The organism is Rhodopseudomonas rhenobacensis, assembly GCF_014203125.1.
Taxonomy (GTDB): Bacteria; Pseudomonadota; Alphaproteobacteria; order Rhizobiales; family Xanthobacteraceae; genus Rhodopseudomonas_A; species Rhodopseudomonas_A rhenobacensis.
On the sequence record NZ_JACHIH010000003.1, the window covers coordinates 24417 to 49705 of the forward strand.

Below are 25289 nucleotides of genomic sequence, written 5' to 3' on the forward strand. Positions count from 1 at the left end.
GATGAACATCGCGGCAGCGCGGGTCGCGGATGCGACCGGCAACTGGGTTGATAGTTGGGCGCCGCTGTGGTCGCGGCCGTATCTGCGGCTGGCGCGGTTCGACCGGCCGATCGGCTCCTGGCTTTTGTTGATGCCGTGCTGGTGGTCGGCGGCGCTGGCCGCCGGCGTCGCCCATGACGTCAGCCATTTGCCGTGGTACGCGCTGCTGTTCTTCATCGGATCGTTCGCGATGCGCGGCGCCGGCTGTACCTGGAACGACATCACCGACCGCGACCTCGACGACAAGGTCGAGCGCACGCGGTCGCGGCCGATCCCGGCCGGGCAGGTCACCGCCAAACAGGCCGCCGTCTTCATGGTGCTGCAGTCGCTGGTCGGGCTGTTGGTGCTGGTGCAGTTCAACGGCTTTGCGATTGCCACCGGCATCGCCTCGCTGATCATCGTCGCCGCCTATCCGTTCATGAAGCGGATCACCTATTGGCCGCAGCTGGTGCTCGGTCTGGCGTTCTCCTGGGGCGCGCTGATGGGCTTTGCGGTGACGCTCGGCCGGATCGATCCGGCGGCGCTGTTTCTCTATGCGGGTTCGATCGCCTGGGTGATCGGCTACGACACCATGTACGCGCATCAGGACGCCGAGGACGATCTGATGATCGGCATCAAGTCCACCGCGCTGTTGTTCGGCGAACGCACCCATCTCGCCCTGAGCGTGCTCTATGGTCTCGCGGTGGCGCTGATCGGCGTCGCGCTGGCCTTGGCCGAGGTGCATTGGCCGGCCTGGCTCGGGCTCGCGGCCTTCGCGGCGCATCTGACGCAGCAGATCGTGCGGCTGCGGATCAAAGATTCGCCGTTGTGCCTGAAGCTGTTCAAGTCGAACCGCGAGGCGGGGCTTTTGCTCGCCGCGGGGCTGTTGCTCGACGCGATCTTGCGCGCGAACTGAGCGGCGGATGAAATGAGCGGGAGTTGATCCACCGCGATTGAGTATGTGCCGCGGCACTTGTGAACGATTGGGGACCGTTCAATTCACCAACCTGTCAACTCTTCCGAGGAATGGCTGGAGCTGTGTCGTCGATATCGGGGCGACGCGATCGCGTTGCGCGACGTTCGACGTCCGGACGGCGCTTGGATGAATGCGGGATTTGCCGTCGAATGTTGCTTGAAGGCGGCGATTATGAAGAAGGAACGGCTCAATCGCTGGCCTGATCGGGAAACGGCGCCTGACCTCTGGACACACGACCTGCGGGTCCTTTTCAAGCGGCTGGGTATTGATCCGCTGTCGTTTGATCCGAGAAGTCCAGTCGCGCCAGCGCTAAAAATGGTGTTAGATTGGCGGCGGGAGCATGGTTATGCGGTCGGAAAAGTTCCCAACAAGCTTGCAAGGGACATCTGCGAAGCTGCATTTGAGTCAAATGGGGTCATCGAATGGCTAGCAGGCCTGTATCGGCTCAACATCTGAAGGCCGGAGCCGACTATTTGAAAGCACTTCGAGCACTCGGGCTCAACCCAAATTTTCTGGGTTGGGGATGGGACATTGCGTCGGCGCAGTGGACCCTGGTCTTGGTTACTTCGATTATTGATGCGGGTGGTCCGCTCGCGCTGAACAAGCTACTTTTCCATGCCTACAATGCCGAGGCCACCCCGAAGGAGATTTCTCCCTTCATTGTGCGTATTTTCAGCTCCGAGATCATTCCCGATGACTTTTATCTACTGGGAGAAAAAAATCTCAGAATCGATACCGTCAACGGCGAAAGAAGCGAGTTGCCGCCGATCGAGAATATCCAGCGCACGTTTCTCGGTGTCGAGTTGGAAATGATCAACAGCTATCAAAACTTGCCGCTGAAAAAGCTGAAGTATATCGAGCGACGAAAAGCCTGGAACAGGTTCAAGGGAAACGTCGAGCGCCTCGCTGCGTAATGGCTATAGCTTAGTCAATCCCGTGCGATGATTTCGTCTTCGCCCTGGTAGTTGCCGGCCTCGTTGAGCAGGTCGCCGGCTTTGCGGCGCGCCAGGAATTTCGGGCGGCGATCCTTGATGGCGTTGTGACGGCGGCGGCGCTGCGAAGGCTCCCGGCTTTTGTCTTCCGGCAGTTGCGGCAGCGCGAAGATCGCGCTCCATTGCGACGCCGCGGCCTCGATCTCGTCGAAGTCGGCGCCGACGCACAATGGAATCGACAGCGACGGATCGCGATGCTGCAGCAGCAGCATCCGGCCATCATCAGTGGTCCGCGATGCGATGCCGATGAAGTCGCAGACCCGGACGTTGACCGCCATCCGCATGCCGCCGATTTCGCGGCGCAAGATCACGCGTTCGCGATGCAATTCGATTTGTCGGATGCCGCCGTCGGCGCGGTTGTCTTGCGCGTCGAAGCGGACCGGCAGTGAGAGAGGGTCGAGCCGCAGGCTGCGGCTCGACCCGGCGGGAATGCTCCCGCTTGTTGCTGTTTGACGCCTCACGATTTTATCTCCCCGCCGGAATTATGCTCCCGGTCGATGTGTGAGACAGTGCCAGAGCGAGTTCGCAAATCGCTTAAAAAGCCTGGTTAATCGAATCCGACCGGGCTTGCATCGCCGCTCATGATTGACAGACCCTTGGCCGACATGATTGACGAGACCTTGCGCAGCGCCGAACAATCCTCGCGAATTTCCCCGCGGATCGCTGCATCGGCGCTTGAAGTTCGCGTCAAACGCGCACATCTGACAGGGCAGCTGATTTCCCCTCCAAGCATCAGGATTCGTTTGTGAACGCTTCACCGCACACGCTGTCGGCCAACACCCCGTCCAACTCCTCGGATTTGTTCGATCAGTCCGCGCTCGGCGAACTCGCGCAGCGTCTGGTGGAGGCGGCGAAGCGCGCCGGCGCCGACGCCGCCGATGCGGTGGCGGTGCGCAGCGTCTCGCAAGGCGTCGAAGTCCGCGACGGTCGCGTCGAAGAATCCGAGCGCTCGGAAAGCGACGACGTCGGGCTGCGCGTGCTGGTCGGACGCCGCCAGGCGGTGGTCTCGACCAACGACATTCACGGCGACAATGCAGCGCAACTCGCCGAGCGCGCGGTGGCGATGGCGCGCGTCGCACCCGACGACAAATATGTCGGGCTGGCGGATCCTGCGCTGCTGGCGCGCGACTTCCCCGATCTCGATCTGCTCGATCGCAACGTGCCCTCGACCGCCGAATTGGAGCGCCGCGCGCTCACTGCTGAGGCGGCCGCGCTCGCGGTGAAGGGCGTCAGCAAATCCGGCAGCGCCTCGGCCTCGTCGGGGATCGGCGGCATGGTGCTCGTCACCTCGACCGGCTTCCACGGCTCTTATCTGCGCTCCAGCCACGGCGTCTCGATGACCGCGATCGTCGGCGACGGCACCACGATGGAGCGCGACTACGATTACAGCTCGGCGCCGCACGCCGCCGATCTCGATTCCCCGGACAAGGTCGGCCGCAGCGCCGGCGAGCGCGCGGTGGCGCGCGCCAATCCGCGCAAGGTCGCGACCTGCAAGGTGCCGGTGGTGTACGATCCGCGCGTCGCCGGCTCGCTGATCAGTCACCTGGTCAACGCCGCGAACGGCGCCTCGATCGCGCGCAAGACCTCATTCCTGAAAGATCGGCTCGGCGAGCGCCTGTTCGACAACGACATCCGCATCATCGACGATCCGCTGCGCAAGCGCGGCTTGCGCTCGCAGACGTTCGACGCCGAGGGCGTCGCAGTTCAGCGCCGCGCCATCGTCGAGGACGGCGTGCTCACGACCTGGCTTTTGGATTCCGCGACCGCGCGAGAACTCGGCCTTGCCACCACCGGCCACGCCCATCGCGGGGTGTCGTCGTCGCCGTCGCCCGGCCCCTACAATCTGCATCTCGAGGGCGGCACGGTGACGCCGGCCGAGCTGATCTCGGATATCAAAGAGGGCTTCTACGTCACCGATCTGATCGGCTCCGGCGTCAACGGCGTCACCGGCGACTACAGCCGCGGCGCCGCCGGGTTCTGGATCGAGAACGGCGAATGCACTTATGCGGTCAGCGAAGTCACCATCGCCGGGCATCTGATCGAGATGTACAAGCATCTTTCGGCGGCGAATAATCTCGAATTCCGCTATGGCACCAACGCGCCGACGCTGCGCATCGAGGGGCTGACGATTGCCGGACGCTAGCAGCGAGATCGCGCATCCTAACCTGTCGCGCGATATCGCGTTGCTGACCGACACCGTGCGCGAGGCCGGCGCGCTCGGGCTGTCGATGTTTCGCACCGAGCTGCGCAACTGGACCAAGGGCGCATCCTCGCCGGTGTCGGAGGCCGATATCGCGGTCAACGACCTGATCCGCGCCCGCTTGCAGGCGGCGACGCCGGATTACGGCTGGCTGTCGGAAGAGAGCGCCGACGATTCGTCGCGGCTCGGCAAAGACCTGTTGTGGATCATCGATCCGATCGACGGCACCCGGGGCTACCTCGCCGGCCGCGAAGACTGGTGCGTCTCGGCCGCCCTGGTGGCGGGCGACGCGCCGCTCTTGGCTGCGGTGTTCGCGCCGTCCACCGATGAATTCTTCTTCGCCGCGCGCGGCCAGGGCGCCACGCTGAACGGCGCGACGCTCACCGCCTCCGCCGGCACCGCGCTGGATTTTTCCAAGATCGCCGGCCCGAAACCGTTGGCCGAACGGCTCGGCCTCGCGGACTCCTCAGTTGCGCTGTACCCGCGAATCGGGTCGTTGGCGCTGCGGCTGTGCCGGGTGGCGGATCGGCGGCTCGACGTTGCGTTTGCGGGTGGTCAGAGCCGCGATTGGGACCTTGCGGCGGCGGATTTGATCGTGCACGAAGCCAATGGTAGGCTGACCACGCTTGCGGGGGATGCCATCGTCTATAATCGCCCGGAAGTGACGCATGGGGTGCTGGTGGCTGCTGGGCGCGACCGCCACGCGCATATCGTCGAACGTTTCCGGAACAAATCCTTGGTCTAGCGTTCGCGATCTCCGTCTGCCGGCGGTAGGGAAAACATAAATGCCAGACAACGAGCAGTTGCTTCACCTCGTCCTCGGAGGCGAGTTGACCAATCTTGAAGGCAATACCTTCAAGGATCTCAGCCAGGTGGAAGTCGTCGGCGTGTTTCCGAACTACGCGACCGCCTATGCGGCGTGGAAGGCCAAGGCGCAGCAGACCGTCGACAACGCGCATATGCGTTACTTCGTGGTGCACCTGCACCGGCTGCTCGATCCGGGTCAAGAAACCAAGCCAGCACGTTGACCATGGACCGCCGTCGCTTGCTGCGTCCCTTGCGGGACGCATCCGTCGTTCGCCGTCCGCTTGGGATGTCGCGGGCCGTCCCGGGTCTCGCGCCGAGCGAGGCCGCCGATGGCTAGTCGCCTGCCGTTGACGCTGCGCGTCTATCAGAAGCTGTCGGGCGCCGTGACGCCGCTGTCGCGGCTGTTGATCACGCGACGGCTGCGCCAGGGCAAAGAGGATTCCGCGCGGGTCCATGAGCGCCGCGGCATCAGCCGGCTCGAGCGGCCGCCGGGGCCGCTGGTGTGGATCCACGGCGCCAGCGTCGGCGAAGTGCTGGCCGGCGCCGCGCTGGTCGAGCGGCTGCGCGCGCTGAACATCCGCATCCTGCTGACCTCGGGCACCGTGACCTCGGCGGCGGTGGTGGCGCGGCGGTTTCCCGACGACATCATCCACCAGTTCATCCCCTACGACGCGCCGCGCTATGTGGCGCGGTTTCTCGATCACTGGCAGCCGAGCCTGGCGCTGTTCATCGAATCCGATCTGTGGCCGAACCTGATCCTGGCCGGCGCCTCGCGGCGGTTGCCGATGCTGCTGATCAACGGCCGGATGTCGCACCGCTCGTTCCCGCGCTGGCAGCGCGCCTCGGCGACCATCGCGGCGCTGCTCGGCCGCTTCGACATCTGCATGGCGCAGTCCAACGTCGATGCCGAACGGTTCGCGGCGCTCGGCAGCCGCCGCGTCGTCACCACCGGCAATCTCAAGCTCGACGTGCAGCCGCCGCCGGCCGACGCCGCCAAGCTGGAGCGGCTGAGGGCCGCGACCCGCGGCCGCCCGGTGATCCTGGCGTCCTCGACGCACAACGGCGAAGAGGCGCTGCTGCTCGAGGTGCATCGCGCGGTGGCGAAATTCTTCCCCGATCTGTTGACCGTGATCGTGCCGCGGCATCCGGATCGCGGCGAAGGCGTCGCCTGCATGGTGGCGGCCGCGGAATTGAAGGTCGCACTTCGCTCGCGCGACGAAATGCCCGACGCCGCCACCGAGATCTACGTCGCCGATACCATCGGCGAGCTCGGCCTGTTCTATCGGCTGGCGCCGGTGGTGTTCATGGGCGGCTCGCTGGTCGAGCACGGCGGGCAGAATCCGATCGAGGCCATCAAGCTCGGTGCGGCGATCCTGCACGGGCCGCACGTCGCCAATTTCACCGACGTCTATGCGGCGCTGGATAGCGCCCGCGGCGCCATCCAGGTCGACAGCGCAGAGATGCTGGCGCGGCAATTCGTCCGGCTGCTCGGCGACGCGCCGGCGCGACAAAGCGCGCTCGAAGCCTCGAGCGCGGTGGTCGGCCGGCTCGGCGGCGCGCTGCAGCGGACGCTCGGCGTGCTCGAGCCCTATCTGATGCAGCTGCGCATCGAAAAAGGCGCGGCCGATGCGTGAGCCGGGCTTCTGGTACCGGCCGCCGTCGCTGCTTTCCACCCTGCTGCGGCCGCTCGGCGCGCTCTATGGCGCGGTGGCGGCACATCGCATGGTGCAGCCCGGCACCGCGGTGGGCGTGCCGGTCGTGTGCATCGGCAATTTCCACGGCGGCGGCGCCGGCAAGACCCCGACCACGCTGGCGCTGGCGCGGCTGCTGCTCGACCTCGGCGAGCGGCCGGTGGTGCTGAGCCGCGGCTATGGCGGCCGGCTCAGGGGGCCGATCAGCGTCGATCCGGGGCGGCACCGCGCCGTCGACGTCGGCGACGAGCCGTTGATGATGGCGCGCGACGTGGCCGTGGTGGTGGCGCGCGACCGGGTCGGCGGCGCGGCGCTGGCGCGGGCGCGCGGCGCCAGCGTGATCCTGATGGACGACGGCTTCCAGAACCCGGCGGTCGCCAAGGACGCCGCGCTGATCGTGATCGACGGCGCGCGCGGCCTCGGCAATGGCTGCGTGATCCCGGCCGGGCCGTTACGCGCGCCGCTGCCGCCGCAGCTCGCGCGCACCGACGCGCTGATCGTGGTCGGGCAGGGCCGCGCGGCGGATCCGGTCGCGGAAGCGGTGATGGCCCAGGGCGGATTGCTGCTGCGGGCGCGGTTTCAGCCGGCCGACGCGTCGCTGGCGGCGCTGCGCGGCAAGACGGTGCTGGCATTTGCCGGGATCGGCGATCCGGCGCGGTTTTTCGCCACGCTGCGTGCGGCCGGCGTCAATGTCGCCGGCGAGCGGGTGTTTGCCGATCACCATCCGTTTTCGCCGCAGGATCTGGCGGCGCTGAGCGAAATCGCCCACGGCGAGGGCCTCACGCTGGTGACGACCGAGAAGGATTTTGTCCGGCTGCAGGGCGACCCGGCGCAGGCCGGCTTCGCGGCATCGGTGGTGCCGTTCGCGGTGACGCTGCAATTCGACGACGGCGAAGCGCTGCGCGGCTTCTTGATCGCGACGCTCGCCAAGGCGCGGGCGCCGCGCCCGTAACGCCTCAGGCTTTGGCGGCGTTGGGATAATGCCGTTGCAGCACCGCGGTCGGCGAGGCGTAGGCCTCTTTCAGGTCGACGCTCCAGTATTTCAATTCGTCGAGCGGGATCTGCACGCCGGTGACGGCGCACTTCACATAGGTGCCGGGGGAGGTGACGCGGAAGTCGCCGTCGAGATATTGCACCTGGGCTTCGCCAAGGCCCGAGGGGCCAAATTTATTCAGCACGTCCAGTCTCCTCGTTTCGGGTATTCTATCATAAATGTGACGCTGACGCGCAATTTCAAATCCACCGAGTTGTGATGCATCCGGCATTTCCTGCAAGCTGGCGCCGCCATCGATTTGGGCAGACACTTGCCGATGTGATCGAAAGCCGCCCGACCATGACCCGCCTGCGCCGCCTTCGCAACTCCGAGCCCCGCATGGGCGGATCGCGCCGCCGCGCCATCGCCGCGGCGGTCGCTCTGCTGCTCGGCTGGTCGGCGCCCGCGGCGGCGGCCAGTGCGCTGCCGGCGCCGCAGGCGGTCGATCTGCCGCGCGCCGCCGGGCTGCTGCACGCGCTGCTGTACAAGCCGGGTGGCGACGGCCCGTTCCCCACGGTGATCGCGCTGCATGGCTGCGGCGGGCTGTCGGCCGGTGCCGAGCCGCTGCGCGCCCGCTATGTCGATTGGGTCCAGCACCTGCTGAAGGCCGGCCACGCCGTGCTGCTGCCGGACAGCTACGGCTCGCGCGAATTGGGGCCGCAATGCCGGCTCAAGGAACGCAGGGTGCAGGCGCGGCGCGAACGGGTCGCCGATATCGCCACCGCGCGGCAATGGCTGTTGCAGCAGCCCTGGGTGACCAAGCAGCGCATCAGCCTGCTCGGCTTTGCCAACGGCGCCAGCGCGCTATTGTGGGCGGTGCGGCCGCAATCGGCGTTCGCGCAAAGCGGGCCGGATGTCCGCTCCGCGGTGGCGTTCTATCCGGACTGCCGGCTGTCCTCCGGGCTGGGCTGGAGCGCGCGGGTGCCGACGCTGCTGCTGATCGGCGGCAGCGACGACGTCAGTTCGCCCGCGGCCTGCCGGCAGATGATCGACGGCGCCCGCGGCCGCTCCGCGCTCGCCAAGCTGGTGGTGTATCCCGGCGCCGCGCACGGCTTCGACCGCCTCAACGTGGCGCTGCACGACACCGACCACAGCGCCAGCGCCGACGAACCGGACCACGGTCATGTCGGCTCCGACCCGACAGCGCGCGCCGACGCCGAAAAACGCGTCGCGGGATGGTTGGGGCGATAGCGGGGTAGTTTGTATCGGGCGATGCGCCCGACAAACAATCAACCGTCATTCCGGGGCGCGAGGCCGCAGGCCGAGCGAACCCGGAATCCGGTATTGCAGGGCGGTGATTACTGGATCCCGGGTTCACTCGCAGCTTCGCTGCTCATGCCCCGGGATGACGACTGTGAAACTTCAGCGCGATCCCGAAAACTCGCTTCCGGAATCCGGCGCAGCTTGTTTCGGATCACCGCGCTGCGCGCTCACCCCGTCGCCATCATCCATATTGTCGATCGCCAGCAGCAGCGCCGAGACGCGGTGCGCCGCGGAGCGCCAGTCCGCCAGCCGCTGATAGTTGTCGACCAGCCAGTTGATCGCGCCCTGCACGGTGACGAAGGCGGCCGCACTCTGCGTCACTTCGCCGAGCGTCATCGCGCCGCTGGCGTATTTCGGCACGCAGAGAATATAGGCGGCGATCGGCGCGAACAGGAAGTTGGTCTGCGACACCAGCGTGGTCCGCGCGAGTTGCCAGCACAGCTCGCGCCAGCTCGCCAAGACCTTGCCGAGCCGCTGCAGCAGCGTGGCTTTCTTGGCCCGCGCCACGCCGTCGGTGTCGGCGCGGTCGCCGCGCATGATTTCCGCGGCGGCGCGGAATTCCGCTTCGGCCTGGTTCTTGGTCTCGATCACGCCCGGCATCCGCCGCCCGAGCAGCAGCATCAGGCTGGTCATCAGCGTCGAATACATCACCACGCCGATCACCAGATAGCCGGGGATCTCGTGGTGCTTGCCGAACAGCTCAAATTCGATGCTGCCGCCGACGCTCCACAGCACGCCGAAGAACGTCGCCGCGGTCAGCCCCGACGAGATGAAGGCGAGGCTGAGATCGACCGGCGCGTCGGTGGCGACGCGGACGTCCTCGGCGATGCGGTATTCCGGATTCTCGGCGCCGTCGATGCCGCCTTCGATCTCGCCGTCGTGGTTCTTGGCGGCCCAGGTCTCGATGATGTCGCGGGTCATCGCCTCGCGCCATTTGCGCTGCGTGGTCATGCGGCCCCACACCGAGGTGGCGGCGAGCAGCACGCTGGCCGCGGCCAGCGGGAAGAACAGCTCGGCCTGCGCCCACATCGCGTAGCCGTCGCGGCGCTCCAGCGCGTCGAAGAAGTTTCGGTTCCACAGATTGAGCGAGACCTGCACCAGCAATTGCAGCAGCACCACGCTGAGCATCAGCACCATCAGCGCGATCACCGGCCAGTGGCCGCCGAGCCAGAAGCGCCGGGACAATTGCCAGAACAGCACCAAGCGGCGGCCGTCCGCTCCGGTGGTTGGAAACAGGCTCATCGCGGGTTTATCTCGGTGTTTGCGATTCCGAATTCGATCAGGCCGCGGTGACGCGCAGCCGCACAGACTCTAGCCCGCCACTGTAAGGGCCCGGCGCTGCGCTGTGAACCGCGCCGTCCGTCTAACCGCGGGCGCATACAAGGCATGGCGCAACCGCCGCGCGCGGTGGCGCCGCCTGCCCGGTAATCGCACGAGGCCTCAATTTAATTTCCGCGTAACGCTGACTTGGTCTACTCGCGGTGAACAAGGAGATCGCCCGATGCAGACGGTTGAGACGACCGACCTGAAAGAAGCCAGACGGTCCCGCATCGCTCAATTCAGCGGACGCAGCGCCACCTTGAGCCTCGGCGGCAAGACCGTCACCGGCCTGGTCCGCGCGGTGCGCGAAGACAAAGCCAGCGCGGTGCCGCGCTGGCTGATCACCATCGTCGCCGACAAGCCGAAGAGCAGCGCCAAGCCGTTGATCATCCGGCCGGACGCCGCGGCGAGCCAGGCGCGGGCGTAAAACCCGCGCTGCGGCGTCGCGGCGCGCGATCAGCGCGGCGCAGCCAGACCGGGCGGCGGCACGAAATACCAAGCATTGTTGCCGAGCGCGAGCCTGGCCTTGGCGAGTTCGGCGCGCGACACCACGCGCAGATGCACTTCGTCCGGCCCGTCGAGAAACCGCATCGCGCGGCCCCAGGTCCACAGATAGGACAGCGGCGTATCGGGCGTCAGCCCCATCGCGCCGAATACCTGCATGGCGCGGTCGACCACGCGGGTCTGCAGCCGCGCCGCCACCACCTTGATCGCCGAGACGTCGATCCGCGCCGCCGCGTTGCCGGCGCGGTCCATGCGGTGCGCGGCCTGCAGCACCAGCAGCCGGGCCTGGTCGATCTCCAGCCGCGACTCCGCGATCCAGTCCTGCAGATTGCCGAACTCGGAAAGGTGTTTGCCGAACGCCTTGCGCTCCAGCGCGCGCTCGCACATCAATTCGAGCGCCAGCTCGCATTGCCCGATGGTGCGCATGCAGTGATGCACCCGGCCGGGGCCGAGCCGGTCCTGCGCCAGCCTGAAGCCCTTGCCCTCGGCGCCGAGCAAATTGCTTAGCGGCACCCGGACGTCGCGAAACAGCAATTCGCAATGCCCCTCGGGCGAATGGTAGTGCATGATCGGAATGTTGCGGACGATCTCCAGGCCGGGAGTATCCATCGGCACCAGCAGCATCGAATGCCGCTCGGTGGAATTCGCCTCGAGCTGTTCGCCGGTGACGCCCATCACGATCGCCACTTTGCAGTTCGGATGCAGCGCGCCGGTGATGAACCATTTGCGGCCGTTGATGACGTAGGCATCGCCGTCGCGGCGGATCGTGGTCTGGATGTTGCGGGCGTCGGACGAGGCGGTGTCCGGTTCGCTCATCGCAAAGCAGGAGCGGATTTCGCCAAGTAACAACGGGTCGAGCCATTGCGCGCGCTGCTCCGGGGTGCCGAACTGCTGCAGCAGCTCGATGTTGCCGGTGTCCGGCGCGCTGCAATTGAACACTTCGGGCGCCCAATGGCTGCGGCCCATGATCTCGGCGAGCGGCGCGTATTCCAGATTGCTGAGCCGCTGGCCGGGCTGGTCGTGGCCAAGCCCCGGCAGAAACAGATTCCACAGATCCTCGGAGAACGCCCGCGACTTCAGCCGTTCCAGCAGCGGCAGCGGATAGCGCCCGGCGGCGATCTCGCGGTGCCAGTCGTGATTGGCCGGCTCGACGTGGAAACGCATGAAGTCGGAGAGCTGCGCGCGCAGCCGTTCCACCTTGTCGCTGAACTCGAAATCCATCCCGCGGTATCCGTTCCGATCAGGCGAGGGCCGCCCGATCAGTTGCGCTTCAGGCTGAGGATGTATTGCACGATTTCATCGGTGTCGCTCGACTCGATGATGAAATTCGGCATCGAGGGATGGCTGGAGCGCAGAAACACCTTCAGCGACAGCGCGGTGGTCGAGGGCATATTGGCGATGGCGCGAAAGCTCGGCGCCTTGGTGCGGCCGGCGTGCATGCCATGGCCGTCGATGGCGTGGCATTCGACGCACCAGGCGGCGGCGAGACGCTGGCCCTTGCCGGCTTCCGGCAATACCGCGCCGGATGCGGCAGGCATCCACGCAAACGCGCTGGCGGCGATCAGCATCGCCGTCAGCGTGACTTGTATCAGGGCCGCGCGGCGCATCCGCCGCCCGATCAGGAGTGCGCCGGCGCGGGGGTCGCGTCGGCGTGCGCCTCCTGCTCCAGCGCGTCGAGCGTGACCGCGTTGCCGCAATAGGCCTCGTAGTGCTCTTTCAACGTGCCGTCGGCGATGTCGTGGTCGCACTCGCTCTTGTGCTTGCACAAGGCGCAGACCCGCTCGAGGTCGCGCATCACCAGGGGCTGGGCGCGGGAGATCGCCGCTTCGTCGATGCCGAGCGCCTTCAACAGATGGGGCAGCTCATCGATCTTGTGCGGACCCTTGCGAACCAATTCGTCGAGATCGGAGGAGGTCACCCCGAGATCGTGGGCGATGCGGCCGAATTCGGCGGCGTCGAACTGGCACATCTCGGTGATTTCCTGGCGGTGCTTGAGCCAGTCGCCGAACATTTCGATCAGCTTGTCGACGAATGGATATGGCTTGGCGTGAGCTGGCATAAGGCCCTCCGGCGTTGGCTGATTGATGCCGGTATCATGACCCAGCCGGGTTGCTATCACATTGCGATAGATCAAGCCGGGCGGCGCAGATAACTCAGTGTTATCAGCAATTTGCCGGCCTCCGGAATACTCCTGAGGTGAGATCGTGAGAGATCGTGCAGAATCCGGATTCGTCACCGCCTCCACCCACCGCCGTCATCCTGAGGAGCCCGGCTGAGCGCAGCGAAGCCGGGCGTCTCGAAGGATGAGCCGCGCGATCGGAGCTTGCCGCATCGTGCGCAGCCGCATCCTTCGAGGCTCGCCGCTCCGCGGCTTCGCACCTCAGGATGACGGCGCTTTGCGTGTAGCACGGCGTTTTGCATGCGCGCCAACCCACCCGACGGGCAGAGCCGTAACGACAAGCCGGGCGCGTCGAGTCGTGCTCAGCGGCGCTGCCCGCGGCTGCGGATGGTGCTCGGTCGCGCCTGCTGCGGCAGCCGCGCCGGCTGCGCGGTGCGGGCCTCGGGGGTGAGCGACTGCGCCGGCTTCAACTCCTCGAGAAAAATCGGCTTGGAGAAGTAATAGCCCTGCGCGTAGCGGATCCTGGTCGCCGCCTGCAGATAGGTGAGTTCCTCGAAGGTTTCGATGCCTTCGGCGATCACCGTCATGCCGAGCGCCTCGCTCAAGGATTCGATCGCCTTGAGGATGCCCTGGCTGCGCGGCCGCTTGTGAATGTCGGTGATGAAGGAGCGGTCGATCTTGATCTCGTCGGCGGTGATATCGGCCAGCGCCGACAGCGACGAATAGCCGATGCCGAAATCGTCGATCGAGATGCCGACGCCGAGCCGGCGCAGCATCGGCAGGATCTCGGATTGGAAATGCGATTTTGCCACGAAGGCGTCTTCGGTGACTTCGACCATGAAGCGCTCGGCGCAGCCGGTCGCCTCCAGCGCCTCGCTGAACGCGCGCATGAATGTCGGATTGCCGGCCTGTTTGGCGGCGACGTTGATGCTGATGCTGACGCCCGGGCCGAAATTGTCGTTGATCAGGTCGATCGATTTCATGATCTCCGACAGCACCAGATGGGTGAGCTCGTCGATCAGTCCGAGTTCGACGGCGAGGTCCACGAAGGTGCCCGGCGCCTGGATCACGCCGTTGTCGTCGCGCAGCCGGACCAGCGCCTCGATGCCCTTGATCTCCCGGGTCCGGATATCGACCTTGGGTTGGAACGCGCAGCAGAACCGCTTGTCGAGAATCGCCACCCGCAGCGACTGCTCGACCTTCATCCGCGCCAGCGCCTCGCGCTCCATCGCGACGTCGAACATCGCGGCGCCGCCCTTGGTGGCGTTCTTGACCTGATACATCGCGACGTCGGCGTTCTGCTGCAGCGTGTCGAAGCTGCGGCCGTGCTCGGGATACAGGCTGATGCCGATCGAGGCCGAGGCGAACACTTCGGAGCCGTCGATGTAGAACGGCGCGCGCAGCCGCTGCTGCAGGAAATCGATGTAGTCGGTGACTTCGCTGGCACTCTGCACCGGGTTGAGCAGCATCAGGAATTCGTCGCCGCTGATCCGCGACAGCGTATCGGAGCTGCGCAGCTCGAAGCCGAGCCGCTTCGCCACTTCGATCAGCAGCGTGTCGCCGATGGCGTGGCCGTAATAGTCGTTGATGTGCTTGAAATTGTCGATGTCGAGGAACGCCAGCGCGAAACGCGCCTCCGGATCGTTCCGCAACAGCGCATTGGCGCGGGCCTCGATCACGCTGCGGATCGGCAGGCCGGTGAGCTGGTCGAAATAGGCGCGGTCGAACAATGCCTGCTCGACCTCCTTCTGCGCGGTAATGTCGGCCGAACTCGACAGCAGCAGGCGCGCGCCGGCGATCTCGAGCGGCCGATGCGCGGTGCTGTAGATCCGCACGCCGCGCTCGGCGACGATGCGCTCTTCGCAGACCCGGGCCTCGCCCTCCGCCAACAGCGCGATGCCGAGCGCGCGGCGCTCGGTCAGCGCCTCGGTCGGCAAGGCGTCGGTCGGCGAAAGCTGCAGCAACTGCGCTGCCGAAATGCCGAATTGCGTCGCGGCGGCGTCGTTGGCGAGCAGGAAGCGGCCCGCCGCGTCCTGCACCGTGACGGCCGAGGGCAGCGCGCGGATGATGTCCTGCAGCGCGGCCAGTTCGGCGCCCTGCGCGGCGTCGCCGCCGCCGCGAGGCGGCGGATCGATGTCGCGGGTGATATCGGCGGGGCCGGTCAACACCATGCTGGAGACTGCGCTTGACATGATGTGGCAGCATCGCAAGCTGTCTTGTAATTTTAGTTAAGTCGTCATGCAAAACGCCGGGCTATCGGCCCGGGGGCCGCATTTGACGTTGCGCCGGCGCGGATTGTCATTAACAGAGTCTCAACGGCGCGGCGCAGATGCAGACCGCGGGACATCATGGGGAGTGAGAGATGGGACGGCTGGACGGCAAGGTCGCGGTAATCACCGGCGCGACCAGCGGCATCGGGCTGCGCACCGCGGAGATTTTCGTCGCCGAAGGCGCCAAGGTGGTGGTCGCCGGGCGACGCGTCGCCGAGGGGCAGGCGCTGGCCGAACGGCTCGGCGCGGCCTGCCGCTTCCGCCAGACCGACGTCACCGAGGAAGACCAGATGCGGGCGCTGATCGACGAGGCGGTGACGCAGTTCGGCCGGCTGGATTGCCTGTTCAACAATGCCGGCGGCCCGGCGCAGACCGGCGGCATCGAAGGCCTCGAAGTGGCACGATTCGACGCCGCGATGGCGACCCTGCTGCGCAGCGTGATGCTCGGCATGAAGCACGCAGCCCCGGTGATGCGCCGGCAGGGCTGCGGCAGCATCATCAACAACGGCTCGATCGCCGGAAGGCTCGCCGGCTTCTCGTCGTCGCTGGTCTATGGCGCCGCCAAGGCCGCGGTGATCCACCTCACCAAATGCGTCGCGATGGAGCTCGGCGAGGCCGGCGTCCGGGTCAACAGCATTTCGCCGGGCGCGATCGCCACCGGCATTTTCGGCAAGGCGCTGGGGTTGTCGGTGGAAGCCGCGGAGCAGACCGCGGCGACGATGCGCGAAGTGTACAAGACCGCGCAGCCGATCCCGCGCGCCGGATTGCCCGACGACATCGCTTATGCGGCGGTGTTTCTCGCCAGCGACGAATCCGGCTTCATCAACGGCCATGATCTGGTCATCGACGGCGCCATCACCGGCGGCCGCAATTGGACCGCGCAGCAGCAGGGGTTGGCGGCGCTGAAGCAGGCGTTCGACAAAGCGGCGGAGTAGTCAGGAACGGTCGCGCTTCCGCGCGGCGCGCAGCGAGCGAACCATGAACGCGCGGCTTGAACTGAAGATGCGGATACTTGCGATCATGCTCACCGGCGGCCTGCTCGGCGGCCTGGTGTTCGTGATCTCGCGCGGCCACACCACGGCCGGCGACCTGCGCGCCGGGATCGTCTACGGCCTGTTGATCAGCAGCGCCATCGCGGTGTTCGAGCTGTTCATCGCCAACGGCGCGTTGCGCGAGCAGCTGGGACGGCTGCCGTTCACCCTCAGCGTGCTGGTGCGCAGCGCGATCTATGCGGCGATCATCATCCCGATCCAGTACTACGAGATCGGTGCGGTGCTGGCCGGTGTCCCGGTTGACGACGACCGCGCCTCGTTCTGGAGTGCGACGATCTATTCCGGGCTGTTCTCGATCGCGATGAATCTGGTGCTGGCGATCACCAACCTGATCGGCACCCGCGCTTTGTCCAACTTCATCACCGGCCGTTACCACAGCCCGGTGCAGGAAAACCGCTTCGTGCTGTTCGTCGACATCGCCGGCTCGACCGGGCTTGCCGAGCGGCTCGGCGGCGTCGGCATCCACCGTTTTCTCGACCGCACCTTCCGGCTGTTGACGCTGCAGGTCGCGGACTTTCGCGGCGAGGTGCTGCACTATGTCGGCGACGAGGTGATCGTGACCTGGCCGGAGCGCAGCGGCGCCGTCGATTGCCGGCCGCTGCGCTGCTTTCTGGCGATGCGCGAGGCGCTGGCGGGCGCCGCGCCGCAGTTCGCGCGCGAGTTCGGCGCCGCGCCGCAGATCCGCGGCAGCCTGCATTTCGGCACCGTGACGGTCGGCGAGATCGGCGACATCAAGCGCGCCATCGTGTTCAACGGCGACGTGATGAACATCGCCGCCCGGCTGGAGCAGTCGAGCCGCGACATCGCCGGCGGCTTCTTGGCCTCGCGCGCGGCGTTGCTGCGGTTCGGCGCGCCGCCGCCGGTGCCGTTGTGCGATCTCGGCCGGCTGCCGATCCGCGGCCGCGCCGACGGCATCGACGTGATGGGGCTGGCGGAGCCTGCACTCGCTACTGCCGCGGCGTCAGCGTCACCTTGAGGCCGTCCTTCGGTTTCGGGATCGGCCACATCTGCCAGTCCGGGGCGTAGCCGGGCTCAAGCGACACGTCGAGGTTCTGCACGAAATGCCGGGTAAAACACTTCGCCTGCATATAGGCGAAGTGCAGCCCGAGGCACATATGCGCGCCGCCGCCGAACGGCACCCAGGCGAATTTGTGCCGCTGCCGCGTCGCCTCGTCGGTGAAGCGCGTGGGATCGAAGCGGTCGGGGTCGGGCCAGATCTGCGGCATGTAATGCGAGAACAGCGGATTGACCGCGACCAGCGTGCCGGCGGGAATCGCGTAGCCGCGGAACGCAAAATCCCGCATTGCGCGGCGCGGGATCGACGGCACCGGCGGCTTCAGCCGCATCGCCTCCTTGAACGCCATCTCGGCGAGCGGCATCGCCTCCAGTCTGTCGAACGGCAACGTCTCGCCGGCCGGCACGTCGAGCGCGGCGACCTCGTCGCGCAGCTTGTCCTGCCACTCCGGATGCGCGGCGAGCAGCGCCACGAAGGACGTCAGCGACGAGGTCAGGGTGTCGTGCGCCGCCATCATCAGAAAGCTCATATGGTCGATGATGTCCTGCGGCGACAACAGCGCGCCGTCCTCATGCGTCGCCTGGCACAGCTGCGAGAACAGGTCGTCGCCGCCCTTGGCGCGGCGGATCGGGATCTGCTCGGAGAAATACGCCACAATGCGCCGCCGGCCGCGCACGCCGCGCGCCATGGCGGTGCCCGGCCACGGCTTGCGGATCGGCGCCACCGAGGCCGCCACCATGTCGACAAAGGCGCGGGTGATGGCGTCGACCTCCGGCCCGATCTCGGCGCCGAGAAACGAGGTCGCGGCGAGGTCGAGCGTCAATTGCTTCATCGCCGGATAGAACAGCATCTCGCCGGGCTCGCTGCGCCACTGCGCCACCCGCGCGGCGATGCCGGAATCCAGCGCCGCCAGATAGGACTGCATCGGCCCGGCCTTGAACGCCACCGACAGCGCGCGGCGGTGCAGCCGGTGCTCGTCGAAATCCAGCAGCATCAGCCCGCGCGGAAACAACAGGCCGAGGATCGGCTCCCAGCCATGGGTGGAGGAAAAATTCTTGGCCTGGTCGAACAGCACCAGCTCGTTGGCCTCGGGGCCGAGCAGCGTGATGCTGGTTTCGCCGAGCACCCGGCTGCGATAGGCGAGGCCATAGGTCTCGGCCATCCGCTCGACCTCGCCCTTGGGGTCGGCCAGCACCTGCAGCGTGCGGCCGATGATCGGCCAGCCCTCGTCGCCGGGAATGTGATTGAGCGCGCCGCGCTTCGGCGGCGCCAGCGATGCGCGGCCGTCGGCCATCTGCAGCGACATGGCGGATCCTCGGTGTTTCCTGGGTCGCGCGCGGCCGTCTCTGCGGTCAAGCCGCGGCTGCCGCGCTTGGCGGAAGCGTCTCGCGTTCCCGCGGCTTTTGCAAGGTTTCAGTGATTGGCAGTCGCAGCTGCCGCCCGCTACCGCGACGCGCTGCCGCAGCGCGGCATCTTGAGCGCCGCCCGCGCGATCACCACTTCTGGTGAGCCGCGCGAGGGTAAGTCAACGCGCGCTGCAGGAGAGGACGATGAGCTACTTCAAGACCGCAATTCTGCTGGCCGGGCTGACCGCGCTGTTCATGGGCGTCGGCTACCTGATCGGCGGTGCCTCGGGCGCCGCGATCGCGCTCGTGGTCGCCGCGGCCACCAACATCTTCGCCTACTGGAACTCGGACAAGATGGTGCTGTCGATGTACGGCGCCCAGCAGGTCGATGCGCACAGCGCGCCGGACCTGGTGCGGCTGGTCGCCGACCTCGCCAGCAACGCGCAACTGCCGATGCCGCGGGTGTTCATCATGGACAATCCGCAGCCCAATGCGTTCGCCACCGGTCGCAATCCGGAGAACGCCGCGGTCGCGGTGACCACCGGCCTGATGCAGTCACTCAGCCGCGAAGAACTCGCCGGCGTGATCGCGCATGAGCTGGCGCATGTGAAGAACCACGACACGCTGCTGATGACGGTGACGGCGACGATCGCCGGCGCGATCTCGATGCTGGCGCAGTTCGGCATGTTCTTCGGCGGCAACCGCGACAACAACAATGGTGGGCTCGGCATCATCGGCTCGATCGTGATGATGATCGTGGCACCGTTGGCCGCGATGCTGGTGCAGATGGCGATCAGCCGCAGCCGCGAATACGCCGCCGACGATCTCGGCGCGCGGATCTGCGGCGAGCCGCGCTGGCTGGCCTCGGCGCTGGCCAAGATCGACAACGCCGCGCATCAGGTGCCGAACGTTGAGGCCGAGCGGGCGCCCGCCACCGCGCATATGTTCATCATCAACCCGTTGACCGGCCAGGGCATGGACAACCTGTTCGCCACCCATCCCTCGACCGAAAACCGCATCGCCGCCTTGACGCAGCTCGCCGCCACGCTCGGCGTCACCACGCGCGGTCCGGCCCGCGCCGCAGCCGCCGCGCCGCGCGGCCCGTGGAGCGGCGCGCCGCGTAGCCGGGGGCCGTGGGGTTAACGCCGAACCTCCGCCCGCGGGCCGTGGGATAGTTTGGCGACCAAGCGTATCGTCGCACAGGCGATGCGCTTGCCAAATACAAGGCCGTCATTCCGGGGCGCGAGTTCGAAGAACGAGCGAACCCGGAATCTTGCCGCTGGGGGAGGGATCGCGCGTTGCGAGATTCCGGGTTCGCTCGAGCTAACGCTCTCGCGCCCCGGAATGACTGTCAGGTCTGGCGCTGGCGTCGCAATCCGACTCTACGCCCCCACGCTATCCCCCAGATAATCGATCGCGGCTTCGGTGCCGTGGCCGTGCGGGATGTTGAGCGCGCGCAGTCCCATCTCGACCACGCCGAGCGTGCCGAGCACCATCGGCGCGTTGACGTGGCCCATATGGGCGATGCGGAACGCACGGCCTGAAAGCTCGCCGATGCCGAGCCCCAGCACCACGCCGCATTTCTCCTTGCAATAGCGCCCCAGCGCCAACGGATCGGCGCCGTCGACCAGCACCGTGGTGACGGTGTCGGAGCGCTCGGCCGGCGCGGTGATATTCAGACTGAGCGCGCCGCCCATCGCCCAGCCGGCGACCGCGCGGCGCACCGCCTCGCCGAGCAGCCGATGCCGCAGGAACGACCCCTCCAGCGTCTCCTCGAACAGCATGTCGATCGCCTGGCGCAGCGCGAACAACAGATGCACCGGCGCGGTGCCGGCATATTTCATGTAGTGCTCGGGGCCTTCGCGCAGCGTCCAGTCCCAATAGGGCGCACGCAATCCGGCGCGCTGATGCATCTCTCTCGCGCGCGGCCCGGCGGCGACGAACGACAGCCCGGGCGGCGTCATCAGCCCCTTCTGCGAACTCGCCATCGCGACGTCGACGCCCCATTCGTCCATCTGGAACGGCATACAGCCGAGCGAGGCCACCGCGTCGACCATCAGCAGCGCCGGATGGCCGGCGGCCTTGATCGCGGCGCTGAGCGCAGGAATGTCGTTGACCACGCCGGAGGCGGTGTCGATCTGCACCACCACGATCGCCTTGATCTGATGCGTGGTGTCCTGCCGCAGCCTGGCTTCCAGTTCGGCCGGGCGCACCGCGCGGCGCCAGTCGCCCTTGAGGATTTCCACCTCGATGCCGAGGCCGGAGGCGACGATGCCCCAGCCGAGCGCAAAGCGGCCGCTTTCCAGCACCAGGATCTTGTCGCCGCGCGACAGCACGTTGCTGAGCACCGCCTCCCAGGCGCCATGGCCGTTGGCGATGTAGATGTAGCAATGGCCTTGGGTCGCAAACAGCCGGCCGAGATCGCGCAGCAGGCCGTCGGTGAGTTCGACCATAGCGTCGGAATAGATGTCGAGCGCCGGGCGATGCATCGCCTGCAGCACCGCATCGGGCATCGTGGTGGGGCCGGGAATCGCCAAAAATTCCCGTCCGGCGCGAACGCTCATGGTGTTGTCCTTGCGTAGAGCGGTGGTGACTTGCGGCCGCGATAGGAGCGGCTTACCGCCGCGTCTCCCGACATCCCGCGGCTTCGGCTTCCTCGACCGAGCAGAACCAGCGGGTGCCTTTGCTGACGTGCATCTGGATCTTGGCGTACCAGCGGCTTTCCGGGCGGTGATAGATGCAATGCCCGGAGCGGTTGACGTTGCCCTTGATGGTGCAGTCCGGCGACGGCGCCACCGGGCCCGACGCCGAGGCCAGCAGGATGGCGTTGGCGGTCGGCGGCGGCTTCACGGCGCCGAGAATGGTCGTCGCCTTGTTGCGCACCCGCCAATCCCACGGCGCGATGAAGGCGCCGGCCCACAGCCCGGCCTTGGCGTCGCGCGCCACCTTCTCGTCGGCGTCGTAGTCGTGCGAGATCTTCGCATGGGCCAGCGCCCAGCCGCTCTGCACCAGCCATTTCTGGATGTCCTCGCCCTCGACCTCGCAGCGCCCGACCGAGCGGCCGAACCGATCGGTGCGCTGGACGTGGCAGTTCCACGACTTGGTGCCGACATGGCGGACCAGTTCGTCATGCGCGGCGACGCCGCAGGTCCAGCGTTCGCCCTTGGGGTTGAGGCAGAGCTGATCCAGCGAGGGGGCGTCGATGCCGCCGAGCCGGATGCGGGTATTGGCGATCGTGATCTGGTCGCCGTCGCGGATCTTCGGCACGCCGCTGACATCGGCGGCCTCGGCCAGTGCCGGCAGCAGCAGCGCGGCCACTATCGCAAAGCAAAATCGTCTCAGCATGATTACCACCGGCCATTCCAACGCGGGCGTCGCGATGCGGGCGTCTTGGCGCGAGCGTCTCGACGCGCGCGTCACCACGACCTTTGATTGTGGTCGGAGTTGGGCCGCAACGCCAGCATTCCCTGCCGGAGCGAAGTCAAATTCGCGAGACAAGTCATCACTCAATACTCTTCCAGTTGGAGTGTGCGCTTTCAAGAGTCCTACACTGTCATTCCGGGGCACGAGAGCGACAGCTCGAGCGAACCCGGAATCTTGCAACAGGCCGGCGCATGCATCCGCAGCGAGATTCCGGGTTCGCTCGCAAGTGCTCGCGCCCCGGAATGACGACTGCATTTCGGTCGGAGGCTTCGGCGCCAACCGGAAGCGCTAAGCCGCGGGCCGCGGCGCCAGCGCGCGGCGTGCCAGCGCAAGCCCCATCAGCACGAAGGCCGAGGTGACTTCCGGGCCGCCGACCAGGATCCGCGTCGGGGTCTTCATCTTATTCCACTCATAGGCCTTGAACGGCGCGCCGCGCCAGCCCTCGCCGAGCGCGTCGAGGATGCAATTGAGCGGCGCCTTGAAGCTGTCCGGTTCGGCGCCGAGATGGCCGAGCGCGATCAGCGCCAAGGCGGCGTCGAACGGATTGATCTCGCGGGTGATCAGCTCGTCCTGCACATAACCCAGCACCTTTTCGCGCATCGCCGCGAAGGCGTCGTCGGGATCGATGGCGCGTTGCACGGCTTCCGGCAGCGCCCGCAGCGCGGCGGTGCAGCGGCCGAAATAGGCGCAGTACAATTCCGGCAGATAGTAGATGTGCGATTTCGGATCGGCGAACTGGCCGCTCTCGATCAGCCGGCGATGGAAGCCGATGATCCGCCGCAACGTTTCCAGCCGCTTCGGCGTTTCGATCACCTGCCAGCGCGCGGCATTGCGGAAGCTGAGTTCGAGCACGTCGAGATTGAGCGTGGGATCGAGGTCGTTGCCGAACGGCCGCTCGCCGGCGAGGCTGTCGATCCAGGTGACGATGCCGCCGTCGTAATCGATGCTGTCGTTGAGCGGCACGGTGACGCTCGGCGCATTGCCGCCGTCGCGGACCTGCAGCCCGGCGTAGAAGTCGATCAGCGGCTGCTGCAGCATCGGGTCATTGCAGCCGGCCTGGGTCGCGGCCGACAGCGAGCAGGCCGTGGTGTCGCAGTCGGGCACATAGACGTCGAAGCCGAGCCGCTGCTTGATCTGCCAGAAGAACCGGCTGAACCGCGGATGCGGCAGCGGCGCCAGCGCGGTGACGACGTCGACCGTGCCGCCGTCCGGGCCGCGCACGGTCTCGCGGCTGGTCTTCAGGCAGAACGCCACCATCTGGTCGATCGCATCGCGCGAAGCGGCGCTCTCCGCGCCGGTGGCGAGGTCGGTGTCGATGAAGGCGAGCAGCGCTTCGGTGAAGAACGCGTCGTAATAGGCCGTGCGATGCCGGATCTGCACCGGCTGCCACATCGGCTCGGCAATGCCGATCCACGGCGGGTTGATCAGCCGGCCCGTCGCGGAGCGCGCGATGAACACCCGGGCCAGGTTGAACATCAGCGTCGAGTTCTTGTAGCCGCGCGCGTTCAGTCCGGTCAGCGCCATCAAGAGTTCGCGGCCGCCGCAATCCGGATCGCCGATCAGGTTGAACGCCGCATAGGTCGGAATGAATCCGTTGCGGTCGAACGAGCCCAACAGATGAGTGCCGCAGGCGCGGATCGCTGCGTCGATATCGGCCGGCCGCGGCAGGTGCGGCGGCGGCACGACGCGCTTCGGCTTCGGGTGAGAGAGCTCGATGGTGTCGACGAGATCGGCGACCGGCTGGCCGATCGCCGCCCAGTCCGGCGCGTCGTCGTCGCAGGCCGCGCTCAGCGCGTCGCGTAGCGCGCGGACCCGGATCGGATCGCGCAATTCCGGCAGCCCGGAGCGGCGCAGCACTAGGCGGAGCGCGGGATTGTTGAGCGCGGTTCTGTAAAATGTCGCCAGATGCGAGTTGCCACAGCTTTGCCGCAAGAACACCGGGTCGCAAATGTCGTACAGCGACGGACCGTCCTTGGCGGCGGTCAGCGCCCGATAAAAGGCGCCGGCCATATAGCGAACATCCATGGCGAACTTTCCAAGCGGTATTATTTGCCGCCTCGCGAGATGGCAAAGCCTGCAAGTGCTTGAGAAATCGCACGAAGCCGGCGGGATTACAATTCCGCCAAGGTCGATGCCGGCGCCGCGCGCTCCGGGTTCCAGTCAACCCACGTATTGCCGCAAGCGCTTGAAGAATAACCGTAATATCCCGAGGTTAAAGTCCCCGGCGTGGTGACGCGCGGGTTCCAACTGGCTGGAAAGCATCGTCGCACTAAGAGTTTTCATGCTGCGGCGCCGCAAAATAGGCGTCATCGCCCGGCACTGCGTTGGTTATTCCAAGCAACCTTTGACGAAATTCCGCGACATACTTTCGTGCGCCAAGGAATGACTGAATGACATTCGGATTATTTCAGATCTCCCGCCGGTCGATCACCACCGCCGCCGCCTTGGTCGGCCTGGTGTCGCTGGGCATCGGCGCGCATGCCGCGCTGATCAAGCGTCCGCTCGACGCGGCGCCGATCGCGGCGCAGCCGAGCGAAGTGCAAGGCAAGGCCTCGCGGCTCGCGCTCCTGATCGGCAACGGCCATTATCCCGACGCCGGTGCGCCGCTGGCGCAGCCGATCAACGATGCCCGCGCTCTCAGCGCCGCGCTGCGCCGTGACGGCTTCGTCGTTGACGTGGTGGAAGACGCCACCCGCGACGACATCGATCGCGCGGTGGCGCGGCTGACGGCGCGGATCGCGCCGGAGGCCGTGGTGATGTTGTATTTCGGCGGTTACGGCATTCAGGCCGGCCGCGAGAGCTACATGATCCCGGTCGACGCCGCGATCTGGAAGGAAGCCGATGTCCGCCGCAGCGGCGTCAGCATCGAGGCGGTGCTGGCGACGCTGAAAGCGCAGGGCGCCGACGCCCAGCTCGCGGTGATCGATGCGTCGCGCCGCAATCCCTATGAGCGCCGGTTCCGCGGCTTCTCGCACGGCCTGGCGCCGATCGAGGCGCCGGACAACGCGCTGGTGCTGTCGGCGGCCAGCCCCGGCAAGGTCGCCGACGATTCCGCCGCGCCGAACAGCGTGCTGATGGCCGAACTGCTGAGCGCGCTGGCGCAGCCCGGCAGCGCCGAGGCCGCCTTCAGCAAGGCCAAGAGCGCAGTGGCGCACGCCTCCGCGGGCGCGCAGGTGCCGGTGCTGTCGTCGTCGTTGCACGGCGATGTCGCGTTCGGCCGCGTCGAGGCGTCTGCCGAAAAGCCCGGCGAATAACCGCAG

25 protein-coding genes are annotated in these 25289 nt (G+C 66.8%); 14 read left to right on the plus strand and 11 right to left on the minus strand.

The features are described 5' to 3' along the window. The first annotated feature begins 1 nt into the window (after nt 1). The 3 genes from ubiA to HNR60_RS03705 all read left to right on the plus strand — a co-directional run bounded on the left by ubiA (nt 2) and on the right by HNR60_RS03705 (nt 1908). On the plus strand, nt 2–934 hold the full coding sequence (ubiA, locus tag HNR60_RS03695; protein ID WP_184254419.1) for a 4-hydroxybenzoate octaprenyltransferase: 933 nt from the start codon (nt 2–4) through the stop codon (nt 932–934). Between the two features lie 186 nt (nt 935–1120). Then, nucleotides 1121–1450 carry a hypothetical protein gene (locus tag HNR60_RS03700; RefSeq protein ID WP_184254421.1) on the plus strand — a complete coding sequence of 110 codons (330 nt, stop codon included), beginning with the start codon at nt 1121–1123 and terminating at the stop codon, nt 1448–1450. Then, entirely contained in the window at nt 1417–1908 is a 492-nt protein-coding gene (locus HNR60_RS03705; RefSeq protein ID WP_184254423.1) for a hypothetical protein, read from the plus strand. Before HNR60_RS03700 ends, HNR60_RS03705 begins: the two co-directional genes overlap by 34 nt. Before the next feature lie 14 nt (nt 1909–1922). Here the strand turns inward: HNR60_RS03705 and HNR60_RS03710 are convergent, their stop codons facing one another. Continuing rightward, nucleotides 1923–2447, minus strand: coding sequence for a DUF6101 family protein (locus tag HNR60_RS03710; protein WP_184254425.1), 525 nt, complete (start codon nt 2445–2447; stop codon nt 1923–1925). A 284-nt stretch (nt 2448–2731) separates the two neighbouring features. Between HNR60_RS03710 and HNR60_RS03715 the strand changes: the two genes are divergently transcribed. The 5 genes from HNR60_RS03715 (at nt 2732) to lpxK (ending at nt 7636) form a co-directional block, all read left to right on the plus strand. Then, entirely contained in the window at nt 2732–4129 is a 1398-nt protein-coding gene (locus HNR60_RS03715; protein WP_184254427.1) for a metallopeptidase TldD-related protein, read from the plus strand. Beyond that, nucleotides 4116–4931, plus strand: coding sequence for a 3'(2'),5'-bisphosphate nucleotidase CysQ (locus HNR60_RS03720; protein WP_184254429.1), 816 nt, complete (start codon nt 4116–4118; stop codon nt 4929–4931). The genes HNR60_RS03715 and HNR60_RS03720 overlap by 14 nt, the downstream gene beginning before the upstream one ends. A gap of 40 nt (nt 4932–4971) precedes the next feature. Beyond that, nucleotides 4972–5214, plus strand: coding sequence for a DUF4170 domain-containing protein (locus HNR60_RS03725; protein ID WP_184254431.1), 243 nt, complete (start codon nt 4972–4974; stop codon nt 5212–5214). A 108-nt stretch (nt 5215–5322) separates the two neighbouring features. Then, nucleotides 5323–6627, plus strand: coding sequence for a 3-deoxy-D-manno-octulosonic acid transferase (locus HNR60_RS03730; protein ID WP_184254433.1), 1305 nt, complete (start codon nt 5323–5325; stop codon nt 6625–6627). Then, a complete protein-coding gene (gene lpxK, locus HNR60_RS03735) occupies nt 6620–7636 on the plus strand; it encodes a tetraacyldisaccharide 4'-kinase (protein WP_184254435.1) in 1017 nt (338 codons plus the stop codon). Before HNR60_RS03730 ends, lpxK begins: the two co-directional genes overlap by 8 nt. A gap of 4 nt (nt 7637–7640) precedes the next feature. Here the strand turns inward: lpxK and HNR60_RS03740 are convergent, their stop codons facing one another. Further along, entirely contained in the window at nt 7641–7862 is a 222-nt protein-coding gene (locus HNR60_RS03740) for a DUF2093 domain-containing protein (RefSeq protein ID WP_184254437.1), read from the minus strand. A gap of 194 nt (nt 7863–8056) precedes the next feature. On the opposite strand from HNR60_RS03740, the gene HNR60_RS03745 reads away from it, so the two are divergent. Then, entirely contained in the window at nt 8057–8908 is an 852-nt protein-coding gene (locus HNR60_RS03745) for a dienelactone hydrolase family protein (RefSeq protein ID WP_246432801.1), read from the plus strand. Nucleotides 8909–9079: 171 nt separating this feature from the next. On the opposite strand, the gene HNR60_RS03750 is transcribed toward HNR60_RS03745, so the two are convergent. Then, nucleotides 9080–10222, minus strand: coding sequence for an SbmA/BacA-like family transporter (locus HNR60_RS03750; protein ID WP_184254441.1), 1143 nt, complete (start codon nt 10220–10222; stop codon nt 9080–9082). Between the two features lie 259 nt (nt 10223–10481). Here HNR60_RS03750 and HNR60_RS03755 point away from each other — a divergent pair, with 259 nt between their 5' ends. Beyond that, complete coding sequence (locus tag HNR60_RS03755) at nt 10482–10727, plus strand: hypothetical protein (protein WP_184254443.1); 246 nt, start codon at nt 10482–10484, stop codon at nt 10725–10727. 29 nt (nt 10728–10756) lie between these two features. On the opposite strand, the gene HNR60_RS03760 is transcribed toward HNR60_RS03755, so the two are convergent. The 4 genes from HNR60_RS03760 to HNR60_RS03775 all read right to left on the minus strand — a co-directional run bounded on the left by HNR60_RS03760 (nt 10757) and on the right by HNR60_RS03775 (nt 15115). Next, entirely contained in the window at nt 10757–12025 is a 1269-nt protein-coding gene (locus tag HNR60_RS03760) for an acyl-CoA dehydrogenase family protein (RefSeq protein ID WP_184254445.1), read from the minus strand. 38 nt (nt 12026–12063) lie between these two features. Then, nucleotides 12064–12411, minus strand: coding sequence for a c-type cytochrome (locus HNR60_RS03765; protein WP_184254447.1), 348 nt, complete (start codon nt 12409–12411; stop codon nt 12064–12066). Between the two features lie 11 nt (nt 12412–12422). Further along, nucleotides 12423–12863 (minus strand): hypothetical protein, encoded by a 441-nt coding sequence (locus HNR60_RS03770; RefSeq protein WP_184254449.1) that lies wholly within the window; start codon nt 12861–12863, stop codon nt 12423–12425. Between the two features lie 422 nt (nt 12864–13285). Beyond that, entirely contained in the window at nt 13286–15115 is a 1830-nt protein-coding gene (locus HNR60_RS03775) for a putative bifunctional diguanylate cyclase/phosphodiesterase (RefSeq protein WP_246432802.1), read from the minus strand. Between the two features lie 170 nt (nt 15116–15285). Here HNR60_RS03775 and HNR60_RS03780 point away from each other — a divergent pair, with 170 nt between their 5' ends. Next, a complete protein-coding gene (locus tag HNR60_RS03780) occupies nt 15286–16128 on the plus strand; it encodes an SDR family NAD(P)-dependent oxidoreductase (RefSeq protein ID WP_184254451.1) in 843 nt (280 codons plus the stop codon). A gap of 43 nt (nt 16129–16171) precedes the next feature. Further along, complete coding sequence (locus HNR60_RS03785; RefSeq protein WP_184254453.1) at nt 16172–17221, plus strand: adenylate/guanylate cyclase domain-containing protein; 1050 nt, start codon at nt 16172–16174, stop codon at nt 17219–17221. On the opposite strand, the gene HNR60_RS03790 is transcribed toward HNR60_RS03785, so the two are convergent. Further along, a complete protein-coding gene (locus tag HNR60_RS03790) occupies nt 17193–18566 on the minus strand; it encodes a cytochrome P450 (protein ID WP_184254463.1) in 1374 nt (457 codons plus the stop codon). The two genes, HNR60_RS03785 and HNR60_RS03790, sit on opposite strands and share 29 nt — an antisense overlap. A 244-nt stretch (nt 18567–18810) precedes the next feature. On the opposite strand from HNR60_RS03790, the gene htpX reads away from it, so the two are divergent. Continuing rightward, entirely contained in the window at nt 18811–19749 is a 939-nt protein-coding gene (gene htpX / locus HNR60_RS03795) for a zinc metalloprotease HtpX (RefSeq protein WP_184254465.1), read from the plus strand. A 239-nt stretch (nt 19750–19988) separates the two neighbouring features. Here htpX and HNR60_RS03800 read toward each other — a convergent pair whose 3' ends face one another. The 3 genes from HNR60_RS03800 to HNR60_RS03810 all read right to left on the minus strand — a co-directional run bounded on the left by HNR60_RS03800 (nt 19989) and on the right by HNR60_RS03810 (nt 24054). After that, nucleotides 19989–21170 (minus strand): pyridoxal-phosphate-dependent aminotransferase family protein, encoded by a 1182-nt coding sequence (locus HNR60_RS03800; RefSeq protein ID WP_184254467.1) that lies wholly within the window; start codon nt 21168–21170, stop codon nt 19989–19991. 52 nt (nt 21171–21222) lie between these two features. Continuing rightward, on the minus strand, nt 21223–21951 hold the full coding sequence (locus tag HNR60_RS03805; protein ID WP_184254468.1) for a thermonuclease family protein: 729 nt from the start codon (nt 21949–21951) through the stop codon (nt 21223–21225). A gap of 366 nt (nt 21952–22317) precedes the next feature. Beyond that, nucleotides 22318–24054, minus strand: coding sequence for a hypothetical protein (locus HNR60_RS03810; protein ID WP_184254470.1), 1737 nt, complete (start codon nt 24052–24054; stop codon nt 22318–22320). Nucleotides 24055–24419: 365 nt separating this feature from the next. Here HNR60_RS03810 and HNR60_RS03815 point away from each other — a divergent pair, with 365 nt between their 5' ends. Next, nucleotides 24420–25283 (plus strand): caspase family protein, encoded by an 864-nt coding sequence (locus HNR60_RS03815; protein WP_184254472.1) that lies wholly within the window; start codon nt 24420–24422, stop codon nt 25281–25283. Nucleotides 25284–25289: the final 6 nt, after the last annotated feature.

What these genes read in the sequence shown, in the direction of transcription:
- ubiA (WP_184254419.1), top strand. Translation starts at nt 2, where the DNA reads ATGAACATCGCGGCAGCGCGGGTCGCGGATGCGACCGGCAACTGGGTT.
- HNR60_RS03700 (WP_184254421.1), top strand. Translation starts at nt 1,121, where the DNA reads ATGAATGCGGGATTTGCCGTCGAATGTTGCTTGAAGGCGGCGATTATG.
- HNR60_RS03705 (WP_184254423.1), top strand. Translation starts at nt 1,417, where the DNA reads ATGGCTAGCAGGCCTGTATCGGCTCAACATCTGAAGGCCGGAGCCGAC.
- HNR60_RS03725 (WP_184254431.1), top strand. Translation starts at nt 4,972, where the DNA reads ATGCCAGACAACGAGCAGTTGCTTCACCTCGTCCTCGGAGGCGAGTTG.
- HNR60_RS03730 (WP_184254433.1), top strand. Translation starts at nt 5,323, where the DNA reads ATGGCTAGTCGCCTGCCGTTGACGCTGCGCGTCTATCAGAAGCTGTCG.
- lpxK (WP_184254435.1), top strand. Translation starts at nt 6,620, where the DNA reads ATGCGTGAGCCGGGCTTCTGGTACCGGCCGCCGTCGCTGCTTTCCACC.
- HNR60_RS03745 (WP_246432801.1), top strand. Translation starts at nt 8,057, where the DNA reads ATGGGCGGATCGCGCCGCCGCGCCATCGCCGCGGCGGTCGCTCTGCTG.
- HNR60_RS03750 (WP_184254441.1), bottom strand. Translation starts at nt 10,222, where the DNA reads ATGAGCCTGTTTCCAACCACCGGAGCGGACGGCCGCCGCTTGGTGCTG.
- HNR60_RS03755 (WP_184254443.1), top strand. Translation starts at nt 10,482, where the DNA reads ATGCAGACGGTTGAGACGACCGACCTGAAAGAAGCCAGACGGTCCCGC.
- HNR60_RS03760 (WP_184254445.1), bottom strand. Translation starts at nt 12,025, where the DNA reads ATGGATTTCGAGTTCAGCGACAAGGTGGAACGGCTGCGCGCGCAGCTC.
- HNR60_RS03765 (WP_184254447.1), bottom strand. Translation starts at nt 12,411, where the DNA reads ATGCGCCGCGCGGCCCTGATACAAGTCACGCTGACGGCGATGCTGATC.
- HNR60_RS03770 (WP_184254449.1), bottom strand. Translation starts at nt 12,863, where the DNA reads ATGCCAGCTCACGCCAAGCCATATCCATTCGTCGACAAGCTGATCGAA.
- HNR60_RS03775 (WP_246432802.1), bottom strand. Translation starts at nt 15,115, where the DNA reads ATGTCAAGCGCAGTCTCCAGCATGGTGTTGACCGGCCCCGCCGATATC.
- HNR60_RS03780 (WP_184254451.1), top strand. Translation starts at nt 15,286, where the DNA reads ATGGGACGGCTGGACGGCAAGGTCGCGGTAATCACCGGCGCGACCAGC.
- HNR60_RS03785 (WP_184254453.1), top strand. Translation starts at nt 16,172, where the DNA reads ATGAACGCGCGGCTTGAACTGAAGATGCGGATACTTGCGATCATGCTC.
- HNR60_RS03790 (WP_184254463.1), bottom strand. Translation starts at nt 18,566, where the DNA reads ATGTCGCTGCAGATGGCCGACGGCCGCGCATCGCTGGCGCCGCCGAAG.
- htpX (WP_184254465.1), top strand. Translation starts at nt 18,811, where the DNA reads ATGAGCTACTTCAAGACCGCAATTCTGCTGGCCGGGCTGACCGCGCTG.
- HNR60_RS03800 (WP_184254467.1), bottom strand. Translation starts at nt 21,170, where the DNA reads ATGAGCGTTCGCGCCGGACGGGAATTTTTGGCGATTCCCGGCCCCACC.
- HNR60_RS03805 (WP_184254468.1), bottom strand. Translation starts at nt 21,951, where the DNA reads ATGCTGAGACGATTTTGCTTTGCGATAGTGGCCGCGCTGCTGCTGCCG.
- HNR60_RS03810 (WP_184254470.1), bottom strand. Translation starts at nt 24,054, where the DNA reads ATGGATGTTCGCTATATGGCCGGCGCCTTTTATCGGGCGCTGACCGCC.
- HNR60_RS03815 (WP_184254472.1), top strand. Translation starts at nt 24,420, where the DNA reads ATGACATTCGGATTATTTCAGATCTCCCGCCGGTCGATCACCACCGCC.